The organism is Carnobacterium alterfunditum DSM 5972, assembly GCF_000744115.1.
In the GTDB taxonomy this organism is placed as follows: Bacteria; Bacillota; Bacilli; order Lactobacillales; family Carnobacteriaceae; genus Carnobacterium_B; species Carnobacterium_B alterfunditum.
The window spans coordinates 1425245-1444988 of sequence record NZ_JQLG01000004.1 but is presented as its reverse complement, the minus strand read 5'-3'; the positions used below and the strand labels follow the sequence as shown (position 1 = coordinate 1444988).

The window sequence follows — 19744 nt, the reverse complement described above, 5'->3', positions numbered from 1 at the left end:
ATCTAGAATCACCTTAGCCCTTTTATTCGTTTACGAATGAATTAATACTTTCTTCTAGCAGAACAACTTTACGTTCAATTTCGACACCTGAGTCATCAAATGCCCCAATATAAAATTTGATTTTTGGTTCAGTTCCAGAAGGTCGAACAGCGATCCAACTGTTATCTACCAATTTGTATTTCAACACATCTGCTGCAGGTAAATCGATTTCTTCTATCGTGCCATCTTGCAGCGTGCGTTTGCCGATTGAAAAATCTTCTACACATTCTACCGCAATGCCTGCAAATTCTTTTGGTGATTCTTCACGGAATTTTACCATTAGTGCTTTTATTTTTTCAGCTCCGGTGATTCCTTGCATGCTGATTGAAATCGTTTTTTCTTTAAAGTAGCCATAATCATAAAGAATTCTTTTTAATCCGTCATATAACGTATCTCCGCTTTTTTTGTAATAAGCAGCCACTTCTGCAATCAATACAAGAGCTTGAATGGCGTCTTTATCACGTACAAATGGTGATACAAGGTAACCGTAGCTTTCTTCAAAACCGAATAAAAAGGTTTTGCTTCCATCCGATTCATATTGCTTGATTTTTTCAGCAATAAATTTAAAACCTGTTAACACATCTACCATTTGAACATTAAAACTTTCGGCAATTTGTGTAGGCAATTCACTTGAAACGATTGATTTAAGTACGACACCATTTCCCGGTAATGTTCCAGCCTCTTTATGTGCAGTCAATAAATAATGCAACATCAAGCTCGCAATCTGATTTCCGGTCAATACTTCGTAATGGCCTTCAGATGTCTTAACTGCTATCCCCAAACGATCAGCATCTGGGTCTGTCGCCACTAATACGTCAGCGTCTATTTCTTTACCTAATTTAATCGCGTATTCAAATGCACCTGGTTCCTCAGGATTAGGCGATTTAACAGTTGGAAAATCAGGGTCTGCTTCAGCTTGTTCTGGAACAAGATATATAGATTCAAAACCGGCATTTTTCAAAGCTCTTTCGCCTATCATTTTTCCAGTTCCATGAAGCGGCGTATAGACTAATTTCATCTCTTTGCTCATTTCTTTCACTAGTTCTGGATTAACGGTAACACTTTTTATATTTTCTAAGTACTCGCTATCTACCTCTTCACCAATAATCGTAAGCAATCCTTGAGCTTCAAGATCTTCTCTCGATAATACTTTGATTTCAAGCATATTTTTGACGCTGCGAACATATGCTGTTAAAGCATCCGCTTCTTTAGGAGGCATCTGACCACCATCTTCTCCGTACACTTTATACCCATTATATTCTGCTGGGTTGTGACTTGCTGTAACCATGATACCTGCAAATGCATTTAGATGACGAACAGCAAAGGATAGTTCTGGTGTTGGTCGAAGACTCTCAAAAACAAAAGCTGGGATTCCATGTGCTCCCAGTGTCTTTGCAGCTTCTATAGCAAATTCTGGTGATTTATGTCTTGAATCATACGCGATGGCAACTCCGCGTTTTTTTGTTTCTTCTCCGAGGCTATCCATGAAAAGAGCCAATCCTTCCGTTGCTTGTCTAACAGTATAAGCATTCATACGGTTGACACCGGCACCAATAATACCGCGCATTCCCGCAGTTCCAAATTCTAGAGGAGCATAGAATGCATCTTCTAATGTATCCGAATCATCCTTTAAAGATTTTAATTCATTTTTTAATTCGGTTTCTAAGTCGTTAAAATTTTCCCAAAGTTGATAAGTCTCTCTCCAGCTCATTTTAATTCACCCTTTACTCAATTAGTAGTGTATTTTTTGCTTTTCGTTAACGCTTACCATGTAAGTATACCACTTCTTCTTCTTGCTTACACACATTTCAATCTAATTGATTCTTCAATTATTTTCTTAGTTTGCTATGGAATGATTTCGGTAGAAAAAAAGACATTTTTGTCCTTTATTTCTAATCAAAAAAAGAAATAAGATTTCTCTTATTTCTTTTTTTGAAACTTATTCACTTTTATTGACCGTGAACTCTACTTGCTTTTTATTTTTGATTGATTACTTTTCCTTCTAAACTTTCTTTCAATTTTTCAACATAATGAAAAACGGCATTACCGGCCAAGCTGCCATCGCCAACCGCTGTTGCAACCTGACGTAAAGGTGTTAAACGGACATCTCCTACTGCAAAAATCCCAGTTTGTAAAGATTCCATCGTTTCATTTGTTGGAATCCAACCTTCTTCGTCTGTGATTCCTAAGTCTCTGAATTTATCCGTATTTGGCAGAATACCAACATAAACAAATGCGCCATCTGCAGCAAATTCTTGCACTTCATTTGTATGAACATTTCTAATTTTGACACCCGTTACTTTATTGTCATCACCATAAATACTTTCTACAATAGAATCCCAGATAAAATCAATTTTTTCGTTTTTAAATGCCCTGTCTTGCAGAATTTTTTGGGCTCTTAACTCATCACGACGGTGAACGATCGTTACTTTTTTTGCAAATTGAGTTAAATACGTTCCTTCTTGAACAGCAGAGTCTCCTCCGCCAATGACTACTAATTCTTTGTTACGGAAGAAAGCTCCATCACAAACGGCACAATAAGACACTCCACGGCCATTGTACTCATTCTCGCCACTGATACCTAATTTACGATATTCTGCACCCGTTGCTATAACAATTGAACGTGTTTTAAAGGTTTTTTTTCCAGCAATAATAGTTTTGTATTCTATCCCTTGTTGGATTTCTTGAACATCTGCATAAGCATATTCTGTTCCAAATTGTTTTGAACCCTCGAACATTTTTTCAGATAATTCTGGTCCTAAAATACTATTGAATCCAGGATAATTTTCTATTTCTGCCGTATTGTTCATTTGTCCACCAGGTAATCCGCGTTCCAACATAAGCGTTGATAAATTAGATCTTGAAGCATATAGAGCAGCTGTCATTCCAGCTGGGCCGCTTCCAATCACGACTACATCATAGATTTTTTCTTCTGTTTCCATAATAAGATCCCTCTTTTTCCTTAATCATTTCAATCAGTGTACACCTTTTAGAACAAAACTGCCATCCTTTTCACTTACAAATTAAAAGTAATTAGATCAGTCCATTAAATTTCATTCAATTCCATTTTGAGTGTTTCTTGCAGCTCTGATGCTTCTTCAACAAAATCACCCTCTGGATCAAGTGCAAGATACTGTTCTACCAATATCAATGACTGTTCTAAATCATCTTTAAAGGCATAATTATTTGCTTGAAAATAATAAGCCTCCGCAAAAATATCGCCGTTTTTTTCAATTAATTCATCTAAAATTTCAATTGATTCATTATAATCGCCGGTATGTTGACAACAGATAGCTAACTGACAAGAGGCAAAAATACTTTCCTCTTCATTTTTAGATAACGTTACCGCTCGTAAGAAGTATTTCTTTGCACGATCCATTTCATTTTTTTGAAATGCGGTTATTCCGCGTTGAAAATAGAATTCACTTGTCGGAATTACTTCTATGATCGTCGCTTTTTGATTTTCTATTTCAGTCATGTGCAACCCTCCTCTAAAGTAACATTTGCATTCCATTATAGCATATAGACAACTTTTTTAACAATTCTTGTTCATCCCATTGGACAAAAAAAGATGAACTATGTTGCATTCATCTTTTATACTGTTCTATTTAATTTTATTCTTTTTCTAATTTTTTACCTAATTCAATAATGTATTCATTTAACGAATCTTTAATTTCTGGATGTTTTAAGCCATATTGAATACTTGTTTTTAAAAACCCAAATTTATCTCCAACATCGTAACGAATCCCTTTGAACTCATGAGCAAATACACGTTGTGTTTTATTTAAGGTATCGATCGCATCTGTTAATTGGATTTCATTTCCAGCTCCTGGTTCTTGTGTTTCTAAAATATCAAAAATTTCAGGAGTTAATAAATAACGACCAATAATCGCTAAATCACTTGGCGCATCTTCCGGTTTTGGTTTTTCAACAAAACGACGCACATTATACGTTGTTTCATCTACTTGCCCTTCAACATCAATGATCCCATATTTAGATGTTTCTTCATGCGGTACTTTCATAACTGCAATATTGGATGCATGCGTTTTGTCATACCCATTGATCAATTGTTTCGTTAATGGGACCTCGTCTTCCATTAAGTCATCTCCAAGCATAACGACGAATGGCTCATTTCCAACAAATGCTTTAGCTTGCAAGACAGCATCGCCCAAACCTTTTGGATACGATTGGCGGACAAAAAACAAATTCAAGCCCGTTGTTTCTTCAACTAATTCTAATAGTTCCATTTTACCTTTAGATTTTAAATTAGCTTCCAGTTCTGGATTAGAGTCAAAGTGATCTTCAATAGGTCGTTTACTTTTTCCCGTTACAATCAAAATATCTTCAATCCCTGAATTGATTGCTTCTTCGACGATAAATTGAATCGTTGGTTTATCTACGATCGGTAACATTTCTTTAGCCATTGCTTTTGTTGCTGGTAAAAATCTTGTTCCTAATCCTGCTGCCGGGATAACCGCTTTACGTACTTTTTGCATATGTTGTATACCTCCAATTGATTAGATTATTTTATTCTTTAACTTTTCATGCTTCCGATTTACCATCCCGTTTCATTAAAGAAACGATGATGTCTTCCACGTTAGCTCCATTATACAATACTTCGTAAATTGCTGCAGTAATTGGCATTTCAATTTCTTTTTGCTTGGCTAATTCATAGGCTGCTTTTGTCGTTGCAATTCCTTCTACAACCATCCCCATACTTTCAAGAACTTCCTTCAAACTGTTGCCTTTGCCTAACATGTGACCAGCTCGCCAGTTTCTAGAATGAACACTTGTACAAGTAACGATCAAGTCTCCTAAACCGCTTAACCCTATAAAAGTCATAGGATCTGCTCCAAAAGCGACCCCTAAACGGCTTATTTCAGCCAATCCTCTAGTCATCAAAGCAGCTTTTGCATTATCGCCATAGCCTAATCCTTGCAATGCTCCAGCTCCTACTGCAATGATGTTTTTCAAAGCAGCACCTAGTTCAACCCCAATAATATCGTTATTTGTATATACCCTAAAGTAATCATTCATGAATAAGTCCTGTACTACCTTAGCAGCCTTTTCATTTGTTGAAGCTGCTGTAATTGTTGTTAAATCCTTGACTGCTACTTCTTCAGCGTGACTAGGACCGGATAAAGCTACAACTGCTTGTCGTTTACTTTCCGGGATTTCTTCTTCTAAAATTTCTGAAATACGTTTATGACTCTCTTGCTCCAAACCTTTACTTGCATGAACAATGACCGTTGGCTTAGTTAAAAGGGGCGCTACGGTTTTTGCCACCTCACGAATCGCTTTTGTTGGGATCACAAAAACTATGACCTCTGCATCCTTGATCGCTTCCTCAATATGAGAAGTTGCTCTAATATTCGCTGCTAAAACAGCAGAGGGCAAATAAAGTTTGTTAGTGTGTTTAAAATTGATTTCATCTGCTTGTTTCGCTTTATGGCTCCATAAGCAAACATCATTTCCATTTTCTTCTAACACCATTGCTAAAGCCGTTCCCCAAGAACCTGCTCCTAAAACAGCTACCTTCTTTGACATCTTATTTAGGCTCCTTTACCTCAATTACTTGCTTTTTTTTGAAAGCTTATTCTTTTTTTGTTGCTTCATTCCATCTGTGTAATACGGGACCGGCGGATAATCTCCTCTTCTATGGATCCATAGATATATCGCTGCTACAAAGAAGACTAATGATAAGGCTTGAGACACACGAATTAGATCGAAGATCCATAAACTGTCTGTTCTAAGACCTTCAATAAAGAAACGTCCAAATGAATACCACAGTACGTAACTCAATGTAACTTCACCTTGTCGCAGTAAATGGTTTTTATTGCGCAATACAATAATCAAAATAAAGCCTGCTAAGCTCCATAATGATTCGTAGAGAAAAGTAGGGTGATAGTAAACGCCGTTGATTTCCATTTGATTGATAATAAACTCAGGTAAAAATAATTTTTCTAAAAATGATCTAGTTATTTCTCCACCATGTGCTTCTTGGTTCATAAAATTTCCCCAGCGGCCAATAGCTTGAGCAAGCAAAACGTTAGGCGCCAAAATATCTAGCATCAGCCATATTGGAATGCTTTTCTTTTTTGTATACCAGTACACCGTTAATCCGCCAGCAATCAAGCCGCCATAAATCGCTATACCACCGTTCCAAATCGCCAAGATCTGGCCGGGATTTTCAAGATAATAACCTAATTCAAACAACACATAATACAATCGTGCTCCAATAAAAGCGATTGGCAAGGCCCAAAGAGCCATATCCACGACATGATCTCCTTCGATCCCTCTTTTTTCTGCTTCGCGTGTGCTTAGAAAAATAGCTGAAAATATACTTAAAGCTATAATGACTCCGTACCAATAAATTTCCAAAGGTCCAAGTGAAAAGGCTATCGGATCAATAATCCCTAAAAAACTGTTCATCTTTTAATCTCCATTCTTACTGCTCAAGTGAATTTTTTTTGATTAAATTTTCTAAATTCCGTTCAAATGTTTCAGTGGCATTATACCCCATATTTTTTGCTCTTGTGTTCATAGCTGCACTTTCAATAATAACAGCTAAATTTCGTCCCGTTTTAACAGGGATTGAAATTTTTGGAACATCCACATCTAAAATTCGTTCCTTTTCATCTCCGCTGCCAAGTCTATCGTACGTTCTTTCTTTATCCCATAATTCTAGGTTAACTACTAAATTAACTACCTTATTTAACCGAATTGAACCAACACCAAACAAATTCACAACATCTATAATACCGATTCCGCGAATTTCAAGTAAATGACTCAAAATTTCAGGTGGTTCTCCTACAATTTTCCTATCATCCATCATGTACATTTCAACACGGTCATCTGCTACTAAACGGTGTCCTCTTTGAATCAATTCTAAGGCTGTTTCACTTTTACCGACGCCGCTGTCTCCAATGATCATGACACCCATTCCGTATATATCTACTAATACACCATGCATAGATATTCGTTCAGCCAACTGTGCTTCTAGAAAATTTGTTAGATTACTCGATAACCTTGTAGTGGATTGCTTAGAACCAAGTAAAGGAATACCTTTTTCAGTAGTTGCTTGGATCAATTCTTTTGGAGGTGTTAAACCTCTTGAAACAAGAAAAGCAGGGGTATCCGGCTGACACATTTTTTGCATTACGATCAGACGTTCATCACTGGTCATTTGTTCAGAAAATGATATTTCTGTTTTGCCGAATAATTGAATACGATTTTGAGGATAATAATTAAAATATCCAGTAAGTTCTAAACCTGGTCGTGAAATATCCTCTGTTAAAATTTCACGATCAAGAAATTCCTCTCCGTTATGTATTTTCAAACCCAGCGAGTCTACTACTTTTTTTACAGTTACACTTTTGTTCATGTTTTTTTCTCCTTTGTTTTAAATTCTTTTTTTTATTTCACTTTTTATTATTTGATTTTTTTCGCTTTAAACTACTGCATGATTTCCATTTTACCATTTTAATGTTTCCGTTTAAAGGAAATCAAAAGAAAACCTATTCAAAAAAATAAAATGCGTTAAGAATATTTGTTTTTATTTTAGGTAATAAAAAAGAATCAAGACAAAATTGTCCCAATCCTTTTTTGCTTATTAAGGTTGTCTTAATTGGTTATTTATCAACATGTTGACTAATGACACTATCATAGCAATCAGCATAGTTGCTCCAAACGATGAAAATTCAAAACCGCTCCCTACGATGGCAGATGTTAAACTCAACATTCCTGCATTTATAACGATAGTAAACAATCCCAGAGTTAATATCGTAATGGGCAATGACAAGATGAACAACACCGGTTTCACAGCCATATTCAGTAGTGCCAGTACAATACTAGCCCCTAACGATACCCAAATGTTTTCCACATAGAACATATTTTGCAAAAAACCGGCTAAGGCCAAGAAGAGCACTGCATTAACAATAATTTTTTGCAGAAATCTCACTAAAAGTCACTCCAGTCTTCCTCTTCAACTTTATCAGCTTCTTTGCGTGATGCTGGTTTTTCTGGTTGCTTATTTCCTTGGTTAAATCCATGAGCAGTAGGATCTTTCGGATCGTTAGACATAGGTGCTTCAGGCATTACTATAGCCAGAACGATATAAAGAATAAAAGGTGAGCCCGCGCCAATCAAAGTTGCTGCACCATAAATAATGCGGAGTAATGTTGGGTCGAAACCAAAATATTCAGCAATTCCAGCTAGTACCCCACTCACCATTTTATTATCTCTTGATTTTGTTAATTTTTTCATGTCTCTTCGCCTCACTTATTTTTTGGATTTTATTCTGCTTCTTTCAATAAGATATTTCCTGTTGTTGTTTCTAATTTTAACATTAATAGTTGTGTATCTGTTATTCTTCTAAACTCTAGCAGTTGGCTTATACGGTCTTTTCTTTCTTTCAGAGTCTCAAGATTTTCAACACGGGTTTGAATGGTTCCTAAATTACTTTTTGCTTCGCCTTCGATACTATAATTTTTAGGGAAAGCTACTTTCACACTTCCATTGACCGAAGAAGCTGTCATACGGGTCAAGTTCTCGCCTTCTAACGTAACTTTTACCGTTCCATTAACTGTTGACAGATTTCCGCTCTTGATTTCACCTTGTACCACGATTCCACCGTTTACACTTTTCACCATTAAATCTCTCACCGTGCTATCAACTACTGTAACAGTTCCATTGACGCCATCTGTTTCCAACATTGTAGCTGTAAGATTTTGGAAAAATACATTTCCATTCGTACATTTAACATAAAAATCTTTTCCTTCAAAATCTTCAAATTTCACATTTCCATTCAATAAATTGATTGCTGTATGATCGTAGATTCTTTCAGGAAGGTAGAAGGTTACGTCACAACGTATCCGTTTATTCGGAACATGGAATAACATTTTTTCGTCCGTTACTTCAACAGTGCTTCGTTTTTCAAAAGCTTCTAAAGGAGTTGCTGTATCTAACTTGCCGTAGATTTTAATCTCTGCTTCTACTTTGATATCTTGACTGTCCCAACTTTTAAATAATACATTTCCGTTTGCAACCTTTACATCTAGAATGGATGCAGAACTTTCAGGATAATTAAATTCATGAGTGAACTTAGTTGAAGCTAGACCAGGAATACGAACATTTACATCTTTCCAATCCATACTTTCCATTACGGTTGAGAAGGTATTTTTCATGAACTTACCAAATTGATTTCCAGTGTCTACTACTCTACCCGTTACCTGGTTCAACGTTTCGTCCATTGTTTCTTTCCAATCTTCAGGTATCTCGAATTTTTCTGAAATTTGTTTTTTTTGTGTTCCCCATTGTTTTCTCTTCACCGTTTTCAACTGATTTTCCAATTCCGCTTTATCTTCTTCTAAATCTTCTAGTTGCGCTTTTAATTCATTGACTTCGTTTTTCATTTGCTTCATTTCTGGTAACTTTTCAGCATTTAACTCTTCTAGATCTTCTTTTGTTTCAAGCACCATTAACTTTTCTTGGATCAATCTAAGTTTGCTTTTGATTGCAGCAATTTCCAAGTTTTTTTCATCTAATTTAACAGAGTAAGAGGATGCTTCGTTGGATAACCTCTCTAAAATCTTTTCAAGCTGCTCGCGATCTTTTTGTTCTTCTTTCGAAAAACCTCCATTTTGAACATCTTCTTCTGATTTTGGGAATTCAGGAATATTATTTGACTCTTCAAATTGAGTTTCTTCTGGATTTTCAGATGGAACAGTTGAAGTAGTTTTTTGTTCTTCAGTTTGAGTATACGCTTGTTCTTTCTTGATTGCTTCTTTGCCTTCTTTTTTTGCTGCATTCTCTAATAAAATTAAAGCTTCTTCAGTGGAGATAATTCCTTGCTTAACTAGCTCAAGTATTCTTTCTCTTTGTTTCATGGTCAATTCCTCCTTAAATTCTTCTAAGTTATTTAGTAGTGATAGATAATGGTTAGCTGCTGTTTTTTTAGAATGTCCTTTGTTCTTATCGTCATTATGCGTCATCTAAAGAAGTTTGTCATAGGACTTAAGTACGATTTTCTGGTCGTTATATAGTCTCAATGGGAGGCCAACTTTTCACATTTAGTTTAACATGAAACAAAACATTTTAAAAAAGAAACACTTTACATTAGGTTCGTTCAGCAAATAGTGTTAGTACTACGAAATAAGATTTTTCCCTAAATGGGCGGGTTTGCTTATGCAGCACAAAAATTATAGCCCTTAAAAAAAAGATAAACCAAACTGTAATGAAACAGCTTGGTTTATCTTTTTTGAGATTTTTTAATTTTATAACATAAGGTCACATTTTTTCTCTTTTTTTATCTTTTTTTAAGATTTCATCTAGGTACTTACCAGTATAGCTTTTTTTCACCTTTGCTACTTCTTCCGGTGTGCCTGTAGCGACGATAGTACCACCTCCAGCACCACCCTCTGGTCCTAAATCGATCACGTAGTCAGCCGTTTTGATCACATCTAAATTATGTTCAATGACTAAGACCGTATTACCGGCTTCTACTAATCGGTTTAACACCACTAGTAAACGTGCGATGTCATCTGTGTGCAAACCTGTCGTAGGTTCATCCAAGATATAGAAATTATCCCCATTTGAACTTTTACGTAATTCACTAGCTAGCTTCATTCGTTGTGCTTCCCCACCTGATAACGTCGTGGCAGGTTGACCAAGTGTCACATAGCCCAATCCCACATCGATAATAGTCTGAAGCTTTTTACGGATCTTAGGAACATTCTCAAAAAAGACAACAGCTTCCTCTACTGTCATATTCAGCACGTCAGAGACATTTTTACCTTTGTACCTAACTTCCAAAGTTTCTGAGTTGTAGCGTGTACCATGGCATATTTCACATGGTACATACACATCAGGAAGGAAATGCATTTCAATCTTTAAAATCCCATCTCCTCTGCAAGCTTCACAACGTCCGCCTTTTACATTAAAACTAAAACGTCCTTTTTTATACCCTCTTATTTTAGCTTCATTCGTTTGAGCGAATAAATCGCGGATATCGTCAAATACACTTGTATATGTTGCTGGGTTACTTCGAGGCGTACGCCCGATCGGACTTTGATCAATATCAATGACTTTTTCTAATCCTTTATGCCCTTCAATCGATTTATATTTTCCAGGTTTTTGTTTTGAACGATTTAAATCACGAGACAATGTTTTTTTCAAAACAGCATTGACTAAAGAGCTTTTACCCGATCCCGAAACACCCGTAACGGCTATAAAACGACCTAGTGGAAAATCGACATCCACATTTTTTAAGTTGTTTTCAGCTGCTCCGATAACACGAATAACACCTCTGTCCTCTGCTCTTCGCTCTTTTGGAACAGGTATAAATTTTTTCCCGGATAAATAAGCACCGGTTAAGGAATTCTTACTATTAGCAACTTCCTCAGGTGTTCCAATAGCCATGATTTCGCCACCTTTTTCACCAGCACCTGGACCTATGTCGATCAAATAATCCGCTGCCCTCATGGTGTCTTCATCATGTTCAACTACAATCAGCGTATTTCCTAAATCACGCATTTTTTTTAACGATTCAATGAGTCGATTGTTATCTCTTTGATGGAGTCCAATTGAAGGTTCATCTAATATATATAAGACACCTGATAGATTAGATCCAATTTGGGTTGCTAAACGAATACGTTGAGCTTCTCCCCCTGACAGCGTTCCAGCCGTTCGACTGAGTGTTAGGTAATTTAATCCAACATTTTTCAAGAAAGACAAACGATCATTTACTTCTTTCAAGATAGGTTTTGCTATCATCTTTTCTTGCTCAGACAGAGACAGGTCAGCAAAAAATTGAATGGAATTCTCAATAGGATATTCACAGACTTCTCCAATATCTTTTCCAGCTACTTTTACTGATAACGCTTCTGGACTTAATCTTTTTCCCCCGCACGTTTGACAAGTTAACTCATTCATATACAATCGCATTTGATCTCTTGTATAATCACTACTCGTTTCACGGTAACGTCTTTCAATGTTCGTCAGTATACCTTCAAAAGGAATATCTACATCACGCATACCGCCAAAATCATTTTTATGATGAAAATGGAATAATTCTCCTTTTGAACCGTACAAAACTAATTCTTGATCTTTTTGCGGCAACTCTTCAAACGGAATCGTTTGATCAATTTTAAAATGTTTGCACGCTTGTTTTAACATCTGTGGATAGTAGTTCGAACTGATTGGATTCCAGGGCAAAATAGCTCCATCTTTTAACGATAAACTTCTATCCGGAACAATCAAATCGATATCCACTTCTAATTTAACACCTAAACCATCACAATCAGGACAAGAACCAAAGGGTGAATTAAATGAAAACAATCGAGGTTCTAATTCGCCTACACTAAATCCGCAGTGAGGACATGAATAGTGCTCACTAAATAGAACTTCCTCTTGTCCTATAATATCGGCAATTGCATACCCTTCTGCTAAGCGTAAAGCTGCTTCAAAAGAATCAAATAGGCGTGAACGAATACCCTCTTTCACTACGATTCGATCGATAACAATTTCAATATCGTGTTTTTTATTTTTTTCCAACTCGATATCATCGGAAATATCATACATTTCTTTATCTACACGTACACGTACGTAGCCTTCAGATTTAATTTTATCAAAAATTTTCTTGTGCTGTCCTTTTTTACCAGTGACAATTGGCGCTAATAATTGGATCTTAGTTTGCTCAGGATACTCCAGTATACGATCTACCATTTGTTCAACAGACTGACTAGAAATTTCAGTGCCATCATTTGGACAAATAGGATGGCCTATACGAGCATAGAGCAATCTTAAATAATCATTGATTTCGGTAACCGTTCCAACGGTTGAACGTGGGTTTTTGCTAGTTGATTTTTGATCGATAGCGATAGCTGGACTTAGTCCTTCTATGCTATCTACGTCTGGTTTATCCATTTGACCAAGAAATTGACGGGCGTAAGCTGAAAGACTTTCAACATAACGTCTTTGTCCTTCCGCATATAAAGTATCAAAAGCTAAAGAACTTTTACCAGACCCTGATAATCCTGTCACTACAACTAATTTATCTCTAGGTATGGTTACATCAATATTTTTCAGGTTATGTGAACGAGCACCTTTGACCGTAATTTTATCATGTGCCATATACTTACTTCCTTTTTTGGGTTAGTTTTTTTTCTAATTTATTTATACATTTAATTTAACGAGAACACAAAAAATAGGATAGCAACTTGCACCCTATTCTTATCTTATTAGTTTATCACAACTCATTCGTTTTGGCGAACGTTTGTTCACTGTTAGTTTGTTATTGAATCTGAAATGATTCTTTGCGTTATTTTTTGCAACTGATCTTGATTGATAAAGCTGCTGCTTAATAGATCAGGCAACACTTCTTTCAAAAAATAGTCTGCACACGTCAAATGCTTAAATTTTAGAATTGTTGTTAAGGATTCTTCATATATTTCTGTAAACACCCGTTCAGGATTACCTTTTTGGATTTCTCCAAAAGATTCATACAGCAAATCGATTTTGTCTGAAACAGATAAGATTTGACCTTCTAAAGTATCATCTTTTCCTTCTTTCAATCGTTCAAAATAAGCGGCTTGAAATTCTTTTGGGATCTCTTTTGTTATAAAGTTTTCGGTCATTGAATCTTCTACATCCGCTAACAATCCTCTTAGTTCAGGTGTAGCATATTTGACCGGTGTTTTTATATCCCCTATAAACAGCTCTGTATAATCATGATTAAGCGCTTTTTCATATAATGCACGCCAATCGACTTCAAATCCAGCTTGTTCCTCTACCGTTCCTAAAAATTGAGCAATCTGAGAAACTTTAAACGAATGTGCTGCGACAGAGTGTTCTTCGTATTTAAACTTTCCGGGACAGCGAAAAATATTTTCTAAATCACTTAAACTTTTAATGTATTGGTGCATTCCCATTTCACTTCATCCTTCCCTTTGATAAATTTTCATAATCCTAACATAGTATGTCAAATAAAGCAAAAGAATCCTGATCTCACAAGCCTAGTTGACTATTCATGTGAACCTGTTCGAGAAGAAATTTCATTTTTAAATATCCACGCTAATTGATGTAGAACCTAAAAAAACGACTAGAATAGTTATTCTAGTCGTTTTGCTTAATTTATTTTATAGGAGTGCTTTTATTATGAGTATTTAATTCGACTACTTTGCCAGAATTCAAATACACGATCCATTCAGAGATATTAGTAACATAATCACCAATTCGTTCTAGATATCCGGTTACAAGCATATAATCGGATCCTCCAAGTACAATTTCCGGATCAGCTTTCATATGTTCAATACAGTCATGATTAATTCTTTTTGCATCTTTATCTACTGCTCGGTCACTTAAAGCTACTGCTTTAGCTTTTTTCGTATCAAAATTTATATACGCATCTAAAACGCCTTGAACCATCACTTTAACTTTTTCAGACATTTCAGCAATTTCTGCTTCGACTTCATAAATACGTTTAGTACCTTTTACGCGAATAGTTGATTTTGCAATACTAACTGCATGGTCGCCCATTCTTTCTAAATCAGCACTAGCTTTCATAACTGTTACAATTTTTCTTAAGTCTGTTGTGACTGGTTGTTGTAAAGCAATCATTTCAAAACATTGTTTTTCTAACTCGACTTCATGTTTATTGATTTCCAAATCTCCATCAATTACTTGTTGAGCAAGCTCTTTATCGTGGTTTACAAATGCCTTTACTGATTTATAGATAGCTTCATTGACCATTTTACCCATTTCAAAAAAATGGACATGTAGACTATTTAGTTCTTCTTCGAATACTCGTCTCAATTTCCATCACTCCAATACTTTTTCTTAATTATGCAATAAATTATCCGAAACGTCCAGAAATATAGTCTTCAGTTTCTTTTTCTTTTGGACTTGTAAAAATTTGTCTTGTCTTCCCATACTCAATTAAACGTCCATCTAAGAAAAAAGCTGTATTATCTGAAATTCTTGAAGCTTGTTGCATATTATGAGTAACGATTATCAGTGTGTACTCTTTTTTTAATTCTAATAACATGTTTTCAATTTTTGCACTTGAACCTGGGTCTAAAGCACTTGTTGGCTCATCCAGCAAAATAACAGATGGCTCAATTGCTAATACTCGTGCAATACAAACCCGTTGTTGCTGTCCACCTGAAAGGGAAAGAGCACTTTTATGCAATTTATCTTTAACATCTTCCCAGACAGCAGCTTTTTTAAGGCTTTCTTCAACAATAGCATCCATTTTAGCTTTATCTTTCATTCCTGCAATTTTCAAACCATAAGCAACATTTTCATATATCGAGAAAGGGAATGGATTAGGCTGTTGGAATACCATCCCAACTTTCTTTCTTAGTTCAACAGTATCCATTTTAGGACTGTAGATATCTTTATTTTCAAACATCACACTACCAGTAATAGTGACATTTGGTATTAAATCATTCATTCGATTCAATGTTCTTAGAAATGTTGATTTCCCACAACCACTAGGGCCAATCAATGCTGTGATTTCTTTTGGCTTAAAATTTAGCGACACGCCTTTTAAAGCTTCATTCGTTCCATAATATAAATGCACGTCTTTAGATTCGATAATAAAATTTTCGTTGCTCACTATTTTTTCCTCCTAACCAAAATGACCGGATACATAATCTTCTGTTGCTTGAATTTTTGGACGAGTAAACACTTTTCTTGTTTCATCGTACTCAATAACATTTCCAACATAAAAGAAAGCTGTATAGTCACTGATTCTTGAAGCTTGCTGCATATTGTGAGTAACGATAACAATAGAATAGTTTTCTTTCAATTGCAGCAGTGTTTCTTCTACTTGACTAGTAGAAATAGGGTCTAATGCACTTGCTGGCTCATCTAATAATAAAATATCTGGTTTAAGAGCAACGGCTCTTGCAATACATAGACGTTGTTGTTGTCCGCCAGATAATGCTAAGGCACTTTTATTTAATTGGTCTTTTACTTGATCCCATAAAGCGGCTTGCTTTAAGCTAGTTTCGACTGCTTCATCTAATGCATTTTTATCTTTGATCCCATGCCGTTTTAAAGCGAATGCAATATTTTCGTAAATCGATTTGCTAAATGGGTTAGGGCGTTGAAATACCATTCCAATATTTTTACGTACTTCGTATACATCGATATTTGGAGCATTTACATCGATACCTTTATACATAATTTTTCCTGTCACTTTAGCAGCTTCAATCTCATCATTCATGCGGTTTAAAGAACGCAAGTAAGTTGATTTTCCACATCCGCTGGGTCCAATGAGAGAAGTGATCTTGTTTTCTTCAAATTCTAATGAAACTCCTTTGATTGCTTCGTTCTCTCCATACCATACGTGCAGGTCTTCGGTAGATAGATCAATCGTTTTATTAGGGGACATCTTTAAAATATTTGTTTCTAATTTAGCTTGATTGGGCATTACTCAAATCCTCCTTGTCTAACTGAATCCTTACAGCACTCTATTTATTTATTAAGCAGAAGTAGCTTTCTTTTGAAGTCTTCTTCCTAAGTAACGGGCAACTAAATTAAATAGCAATACTGCAATGACCAAAACAGCTGAAGCTCCTGCCGATACTTGTACTCCGTCCGGCATTACGCCTTCGCTATTGATCTTCCATATATGGACCGCCAAGGTTTCAGCTGGTCTCGTAATATTTAATGGACTAGTGATCGATTGCGGGTTCCAGTTGGTAAAATCTAGTGCAGGTGCACTTTGCCCAGCAGTATAAATCAAAGCGGCTGCTTCACCAAAAACACGCCCAGCTGCTAAGATCATACCGGTTAAAATACCAGGTAACGCTGCGGGTAAAATAATACGAGTGACTGTTTCCCAACGAGACAATCCTAAAGCTAGTCCGGCTTCTCTCTGAATGCTTGGTATAGCTTGCAGAGAATCTTCAATGGTTCTTGTCAATAATGGTAGATTAAAGATCGTCAATGCAAGAGCTCCTGAAAGGATCGAAAATCCAAAACCAAATTGAATAACAAAAATCAGAAATCCAAAAAGCCCTACAACTACAGAAGGCAAAGAACTCAAGACTTCTATCGCCGTTCTAATGACATCTGTCAACCAATTTTGTCGTGCATATTCTGATAAATAAATAGCCGCACCTAAAGCTAGAGGTGTACTGATCAACATCGTTAAGAACAATAGATAAAATGAATTAAATAATTGAATTCCGATCCCACCCCCGGCTTGAAATGATCTTGTTGGCCGGGTTAAAAATTCCCATGAAATTTGCGGTACGCCTCGTACTAAAATAAAGGCTAATAAGCTGAATAAAATAAGAACGATAACGATTGATAAGGCGTATAAGACGCCGACTGCGAATTTATCCCACTTTTTTGCATCCATTATTTTATAGCCCCTTTCTTACCGATCCAACGCGTTAAGATATTAAAGAATAGTGCCATGACCATTAAAATCAAAGCTAAAGACCAAAGAACATTATTCTCTAAGGTACCCATAACTGTATTTCCCATACCCATGGTCAAAATACTGGTTAGCGTTGAAGCTGGTGTAATTAAATCGGTCGGCATTAACGCTGCATTCCCGATAACCATTTGTACAGCTAAGGCTTCTCCAAAAGCACGTGCCATTCCAAAAACAACTGCTGTCAACAAGCCCGGTGTTGCACTTCTCAATACAACTTTATAAATAGTTTGCCATCTTGTTGCGCCCATAGCAAGAGAAGCCTCGCGGTAATATCTTGGTACAGCATTTAGTGCATCTACCGCCATGCTTGTTACTGTTGGCAAGATCATAACGAATAATACTAAAGTAGCGGATAAAATTCCAAATCCAGTACCTCCAAAAATAGAACGAAAAAAAGGAACGATTACAGTCAATCCAATAAATCCATAAACAACGGATGGGATTCCCACTAATAATTCAACTACCGGCTGTAAAATTCTTTTACCAGTTGTTGGTGAAATTTCTGTCATAAAAATTGCTGCACCGATTGCAAAAGGTGTAGCTAATACTGCTGAAAGCAAGGTAACTAAAAATGATCCAGTAATCATCGGAAGTGCTCCAACAAGCGGCTGACCATTTTCACCAACATTACCAGGATTCCATACTGAACCGGTTAAGAATGCCCAAAAAGAAACACCATCTGTAAAGAACGTAGCGAGTCCTTTGCTGGTAACAAAATATAAAATTGAAACAACCACAAGTACGATGATAGCGATACAAATAAAACTAATCATTTTTCCTAATTTTTCCAGTCTGCCTTTTTTTGAGTTTCCAAGTAATCTTGCTTGAATCTCTTCCAAAAGAAGCCCTCCTCTTATATCAAATATAACAAGTTGAAGGCGACTTTTCATATCGAACAGTCGTCTTCAACTATAAGCTATCTATTCTTGTGTTTAATATTGACCTGTATTAATGTATCTACTCTACAGGTATTCTATTCCCCTCAATATCTCGTTCCACTTCCATTTGACTAGTCGGAATGTATCCTACTGCTTCGATCAGTGTTGATTGGACCTCGTCAGATAAAATGTATTCAAGAAAATCTTTTGTTAATCCTGTAGGTTCTCCATTCGTATACATGTGTTCATAAGACCAGATGACCCAATCACCTGTTTTTACATTTTCAACTGTTGGTTCTACTCCATCTATTGAAAATGCAACAACGTCTTCATTTACGTAGGAAAAACCAACGTAACTTATCGTACCAGGAGTACTGGCAACAATTTGTCGTACTGTACCACTTGACTCTTGTTCTTGCGTAATGATACTTTTTTGGCCTTCTTCTAGTACCCATTGTTCAAATGTTGCACGGGTACCACTCCCAGAAGCACGATTTAAGACTGTTATTGTCAAATCTTTACCGCCAAGTTCTGACCAATTAGTGATTTCTCCTCTAAAAATTTTGTTTAATTCTTCTAAGCTGATATCCGTTACTCCAGTACCTGGTGTAACGATAGGCGTGATACCCACTACAGCTACACGATGATCAACTAATTTAGAGACATCTATACCTTCTTTTTCTTCCGCAAAAATATCTGAATTTCCAATATCCACTGCATCTGCAGCAATTTGGCTCAATCCAGTTCCACTACCTCCGCCTTGCACATTAATAAATTTCCCAGCATTTTCAGCACCGTATTGTTCACCGGCAGCTTCCACAAGGGGTTGCAAAGCTGTTGATCCGACTACTGTAATGGATTCTTGTTCTACTACAGGTCCACATGCTGTCAGAGCAAATCCTAATGCGATGATTAACATCAGCCCACTGTTTTTTAGTTTCATTTTATACCTCCTAGGTATTTACCTAAATTACATACTTCTTAATAATAACGTAATATAAAAAAAGTTAAATAGCATAATTGTAAATTTTGTGTAAAGGCAATTTACGCTCTGTTAGTATTTTAACTTTTTAAAATTAAAAGAGTAAAGAAAACATTGTCAAACAGCATTTCATCTCTACTTGACGCTTTTTATTTAGTTATCGATCTAAAAAATAAATGAGAACTTTTTTATCTAATTCCAACTTTAATGGTGATTAATTTTATCAAATTTCTATTTAATTTTATAGTAACCTCACCTGATTCGTAAAGGTTATTAAGCATTTGTAAAGACCCTTTAGTCCATTTGAATACAAAAAGAGCCTTAAGACTGATCTCAAGGCTCTTTTCGATACAAAATTCATATTTTTTTACTGCATCCATTATGCCTGAACAA

At 36.0% G+C, this 19744-nt stretch carries 18 protein-coding genes; all 18 read right to left on the bottom strand.

Features of this window, described 5'->3' with window-relative positions; genetic code table 11:
• Window positions 1-22: 22 nt before the first annotated feature.
• Window positions 23-1750: a phospho-sugar mutase gene (locus BR50_RS07245; protein WP_034547495.1), complete on the bottom strand. Its 1728-nt coding sequence runs from the start codon at window positions 1748-1750 to the stop codon at window positions 23-25.
• Window positions 1751-2015: 265 nt separating this feature from the next.
• Window positions 2016-2981 carry a thioredoxin-disulfide reductase gene (gene trxB, locus BR50_RS07240; RefSeq protein WP_034547493.1) on the bottom strand — a complete coding sequence of 322 codons (966 nt, stop codon included), beginning with the start codon at window positions 2979-2981 and terminating at the stop codon, window positions 2016-2018.
• Between the two features lie 104 nt (window positions 2982-3085).
• Window positions 3086-3517: a tetratricopeptide repeat protein gene (locus BR50_RS07235; protein ID WP_034547491.1), complete on the bottom strand. Its 432-nt coding sequence runs from the start codon at window positions 3515-3517 to the stop codon at window positions 3086-3088.
• A 136-nt stretch (window positions 3518-3653) separates the two neighbouring features.
• Complete coding sequence (galU, locus tag BR50_RS07230; protein WP_034547489.1) at window positions 3654-4535, bottom strand: UTP--glucose-1-phosphate uridylyltransferase GalU; 882 nt, start codon at window positions 4533-4535, stop codon at window positions 3654-3656.
• Window positions 4536-4581: 46 nt separating this feature from the next.
• The gene (locus BR50_RS07225; RefSeq protein ID WP_034547487.1) at window positions 4582-5586 is read right to left on the bottom strand and encodes an NAD(P)H-dependent glycerol-3-phosphate dehydrogenase; all 1005 of its coding nucleotides are present in this window, start codon (window positions 5584-5586) and stop codon (window positions 4582-4584) included.
• A gap of 24 nt (window positions 5587-5610) precedes the next feature.
• Window positions 5611-6471 (bottom strand): prolipoprotein diacylglyceryl transferase, encoded by an 861-nt coding sequence (gene lgt / locus BR50_RS07220; protein WP_034547485.1) that lies wholly within the window; start codon window positions 6469-6471, stop codon window positions 5611-5613.
• Window positions 6472-6487: 16 nt separating this feature from the next.
• Window positions 6488-7423 (bottom strand): HPr(Ser) kinase/phosphatase, encoded by a 936-nt coding sequence (hprK, locus tag BR50_RS07215; protein ID WP_034547483.1) that lies wholly within the window; start codon window positions 7421-7423, stop codon window positions 6488-6490.
• Between the two features lie 228 nt (window positions 7424-7651).
• On the bottom strand, window positions 7652-7999 hold the full coding sequence (locus BR50_RS07210; protein ID WP_034547482.1) for a phage holin family protein: 348 nt from the start codon (window positions 7997-7999) through the stop codon (window positions 7652-7654).
• A complete protein-coding gene (locus tag BR50_RS07205) occupies window positions 7999-8304 on the bottom strand; it encodes a PspC domain-containing protein (RefSeq protein WP_034547479.1) in 306 nt (101 codons plus the stop codon). Before BR50_RS07205 ends, BR50_RS07210 begins: the two co-directional genes overlap by 1 nt.
• 29 nt (window positions 8305-8333) lie before the next feature.
• Window positions 8334-9926, bottom strand: coding sequence for a daptomycin-sensing surface protein LiaX (gene liaX, locus BR50_RS07200; RefSeq protein ID WP_034547477.1), 1593 nt, complete (start codon window positions 9924-9926; stop codon window positions 8334-8336).
• Between the two features lie 400 nt (window positions 9927-10326).
• Entirely contained in the window at window positions 10327-13170 is a 2844-nt protein-coding gene (gene uvrA / locus BR50_RS07195) for an excinuclease ABC subunit UvrA (protein ID WP_034547475.1), read from the bottom strand.
• Between the two features lie 152 nt (window positions 13171-13322).
• Window positions 13323-13967 carry an HD domain-containing protein gene (locus BR50_RS07190; RefSeq protein ID WP_034547473.1) on the bottom strand — a complete coding sequence of 215 codons (645 nt, stop codon included), beginning with the start codon at window positions 13965-13967 and terminating at the stop codon, window positions 13323-13325.
• Between the two features lie 202 nt (window positions 13968-14169).
• Window positions 14170-14850: a phosphate signaling complex protein PhoU gene (gene phoU, locus BR50_RS07185; RefSeq protein ID WP_034547471.1), complete on the bottom strand. Its 681-nt coding sequence runs from the start codon at window positions 14848-14850 to the stop codon at window positions 14170-14172.
• A gap of 40 nt (window positions 14851-14890) precedes the next feature.
• Window positions 14891-15655 carry a phosphate ABC transporter ATP-binding protein PstB gene (gene pstB / locus BR50_RS07180; protein ID WP_034547470.1) on the bottom strand — a complete coding sequence of 255 codons (765 nt, stop codon included), beginning with the start codon at window positions 15653-15655 and terminating at the stop codon, window positions 14891-14893.
• A gap of 12 nt (window positions 15656-15667) precedes the next feature.
• Window positions 15668-16435, bottom strand: a complete 768-nt coding sequence (gene pstB, locus BR50_RS07175; RefSeq protein ID WP_425429672.1) for a phosphate ABC transporter ATP-binding protein PstB — start codon at window positions 16433-16435, stop codon at window positions 15668-15670.
• A gap of 90 nt (window positions 16436-16525) precedes the next feature.
• Window positions 16526-17410: a phosphate ABC transporter permease PstA gene (pstA, locus tag BR50_RS07170; protein WP_034547467.1), complete on the bottom strand. Its 885-nt coding sequence runs from the start codon at window positions 17408-17410 to the stop codon at window positions 16526-16528.
• Window positions 17410-18330, bottom strand: a complete 921-nt coding sequence (gene pstC, locus BR50_RS07165; RefSeq protein WP_034547466.1) for a phosphate ABC transporter permease subunit PstC — start codon at window positions 18328-18330, stop codon at window positions 17410-17412. Before pstC ends, pstA begins: the two co-directional genes overlap by 1 nt.
• Before the next feature lie 118 nt (window positions 18331-18448).
• Window positions 18449-19312, bottom strand: coding sequence for a phosphate ABC transporter substrate-binding protein PstS family protein (locus tag BR50_RS07160; RefSeq protein ID WP_034547464.1), 864 nt, complete (start codon window positions 19310-19312; stop codon window positions 18449-18451).
• Window positions 19313-19744 lie beyond the last annotated feature (432 nt).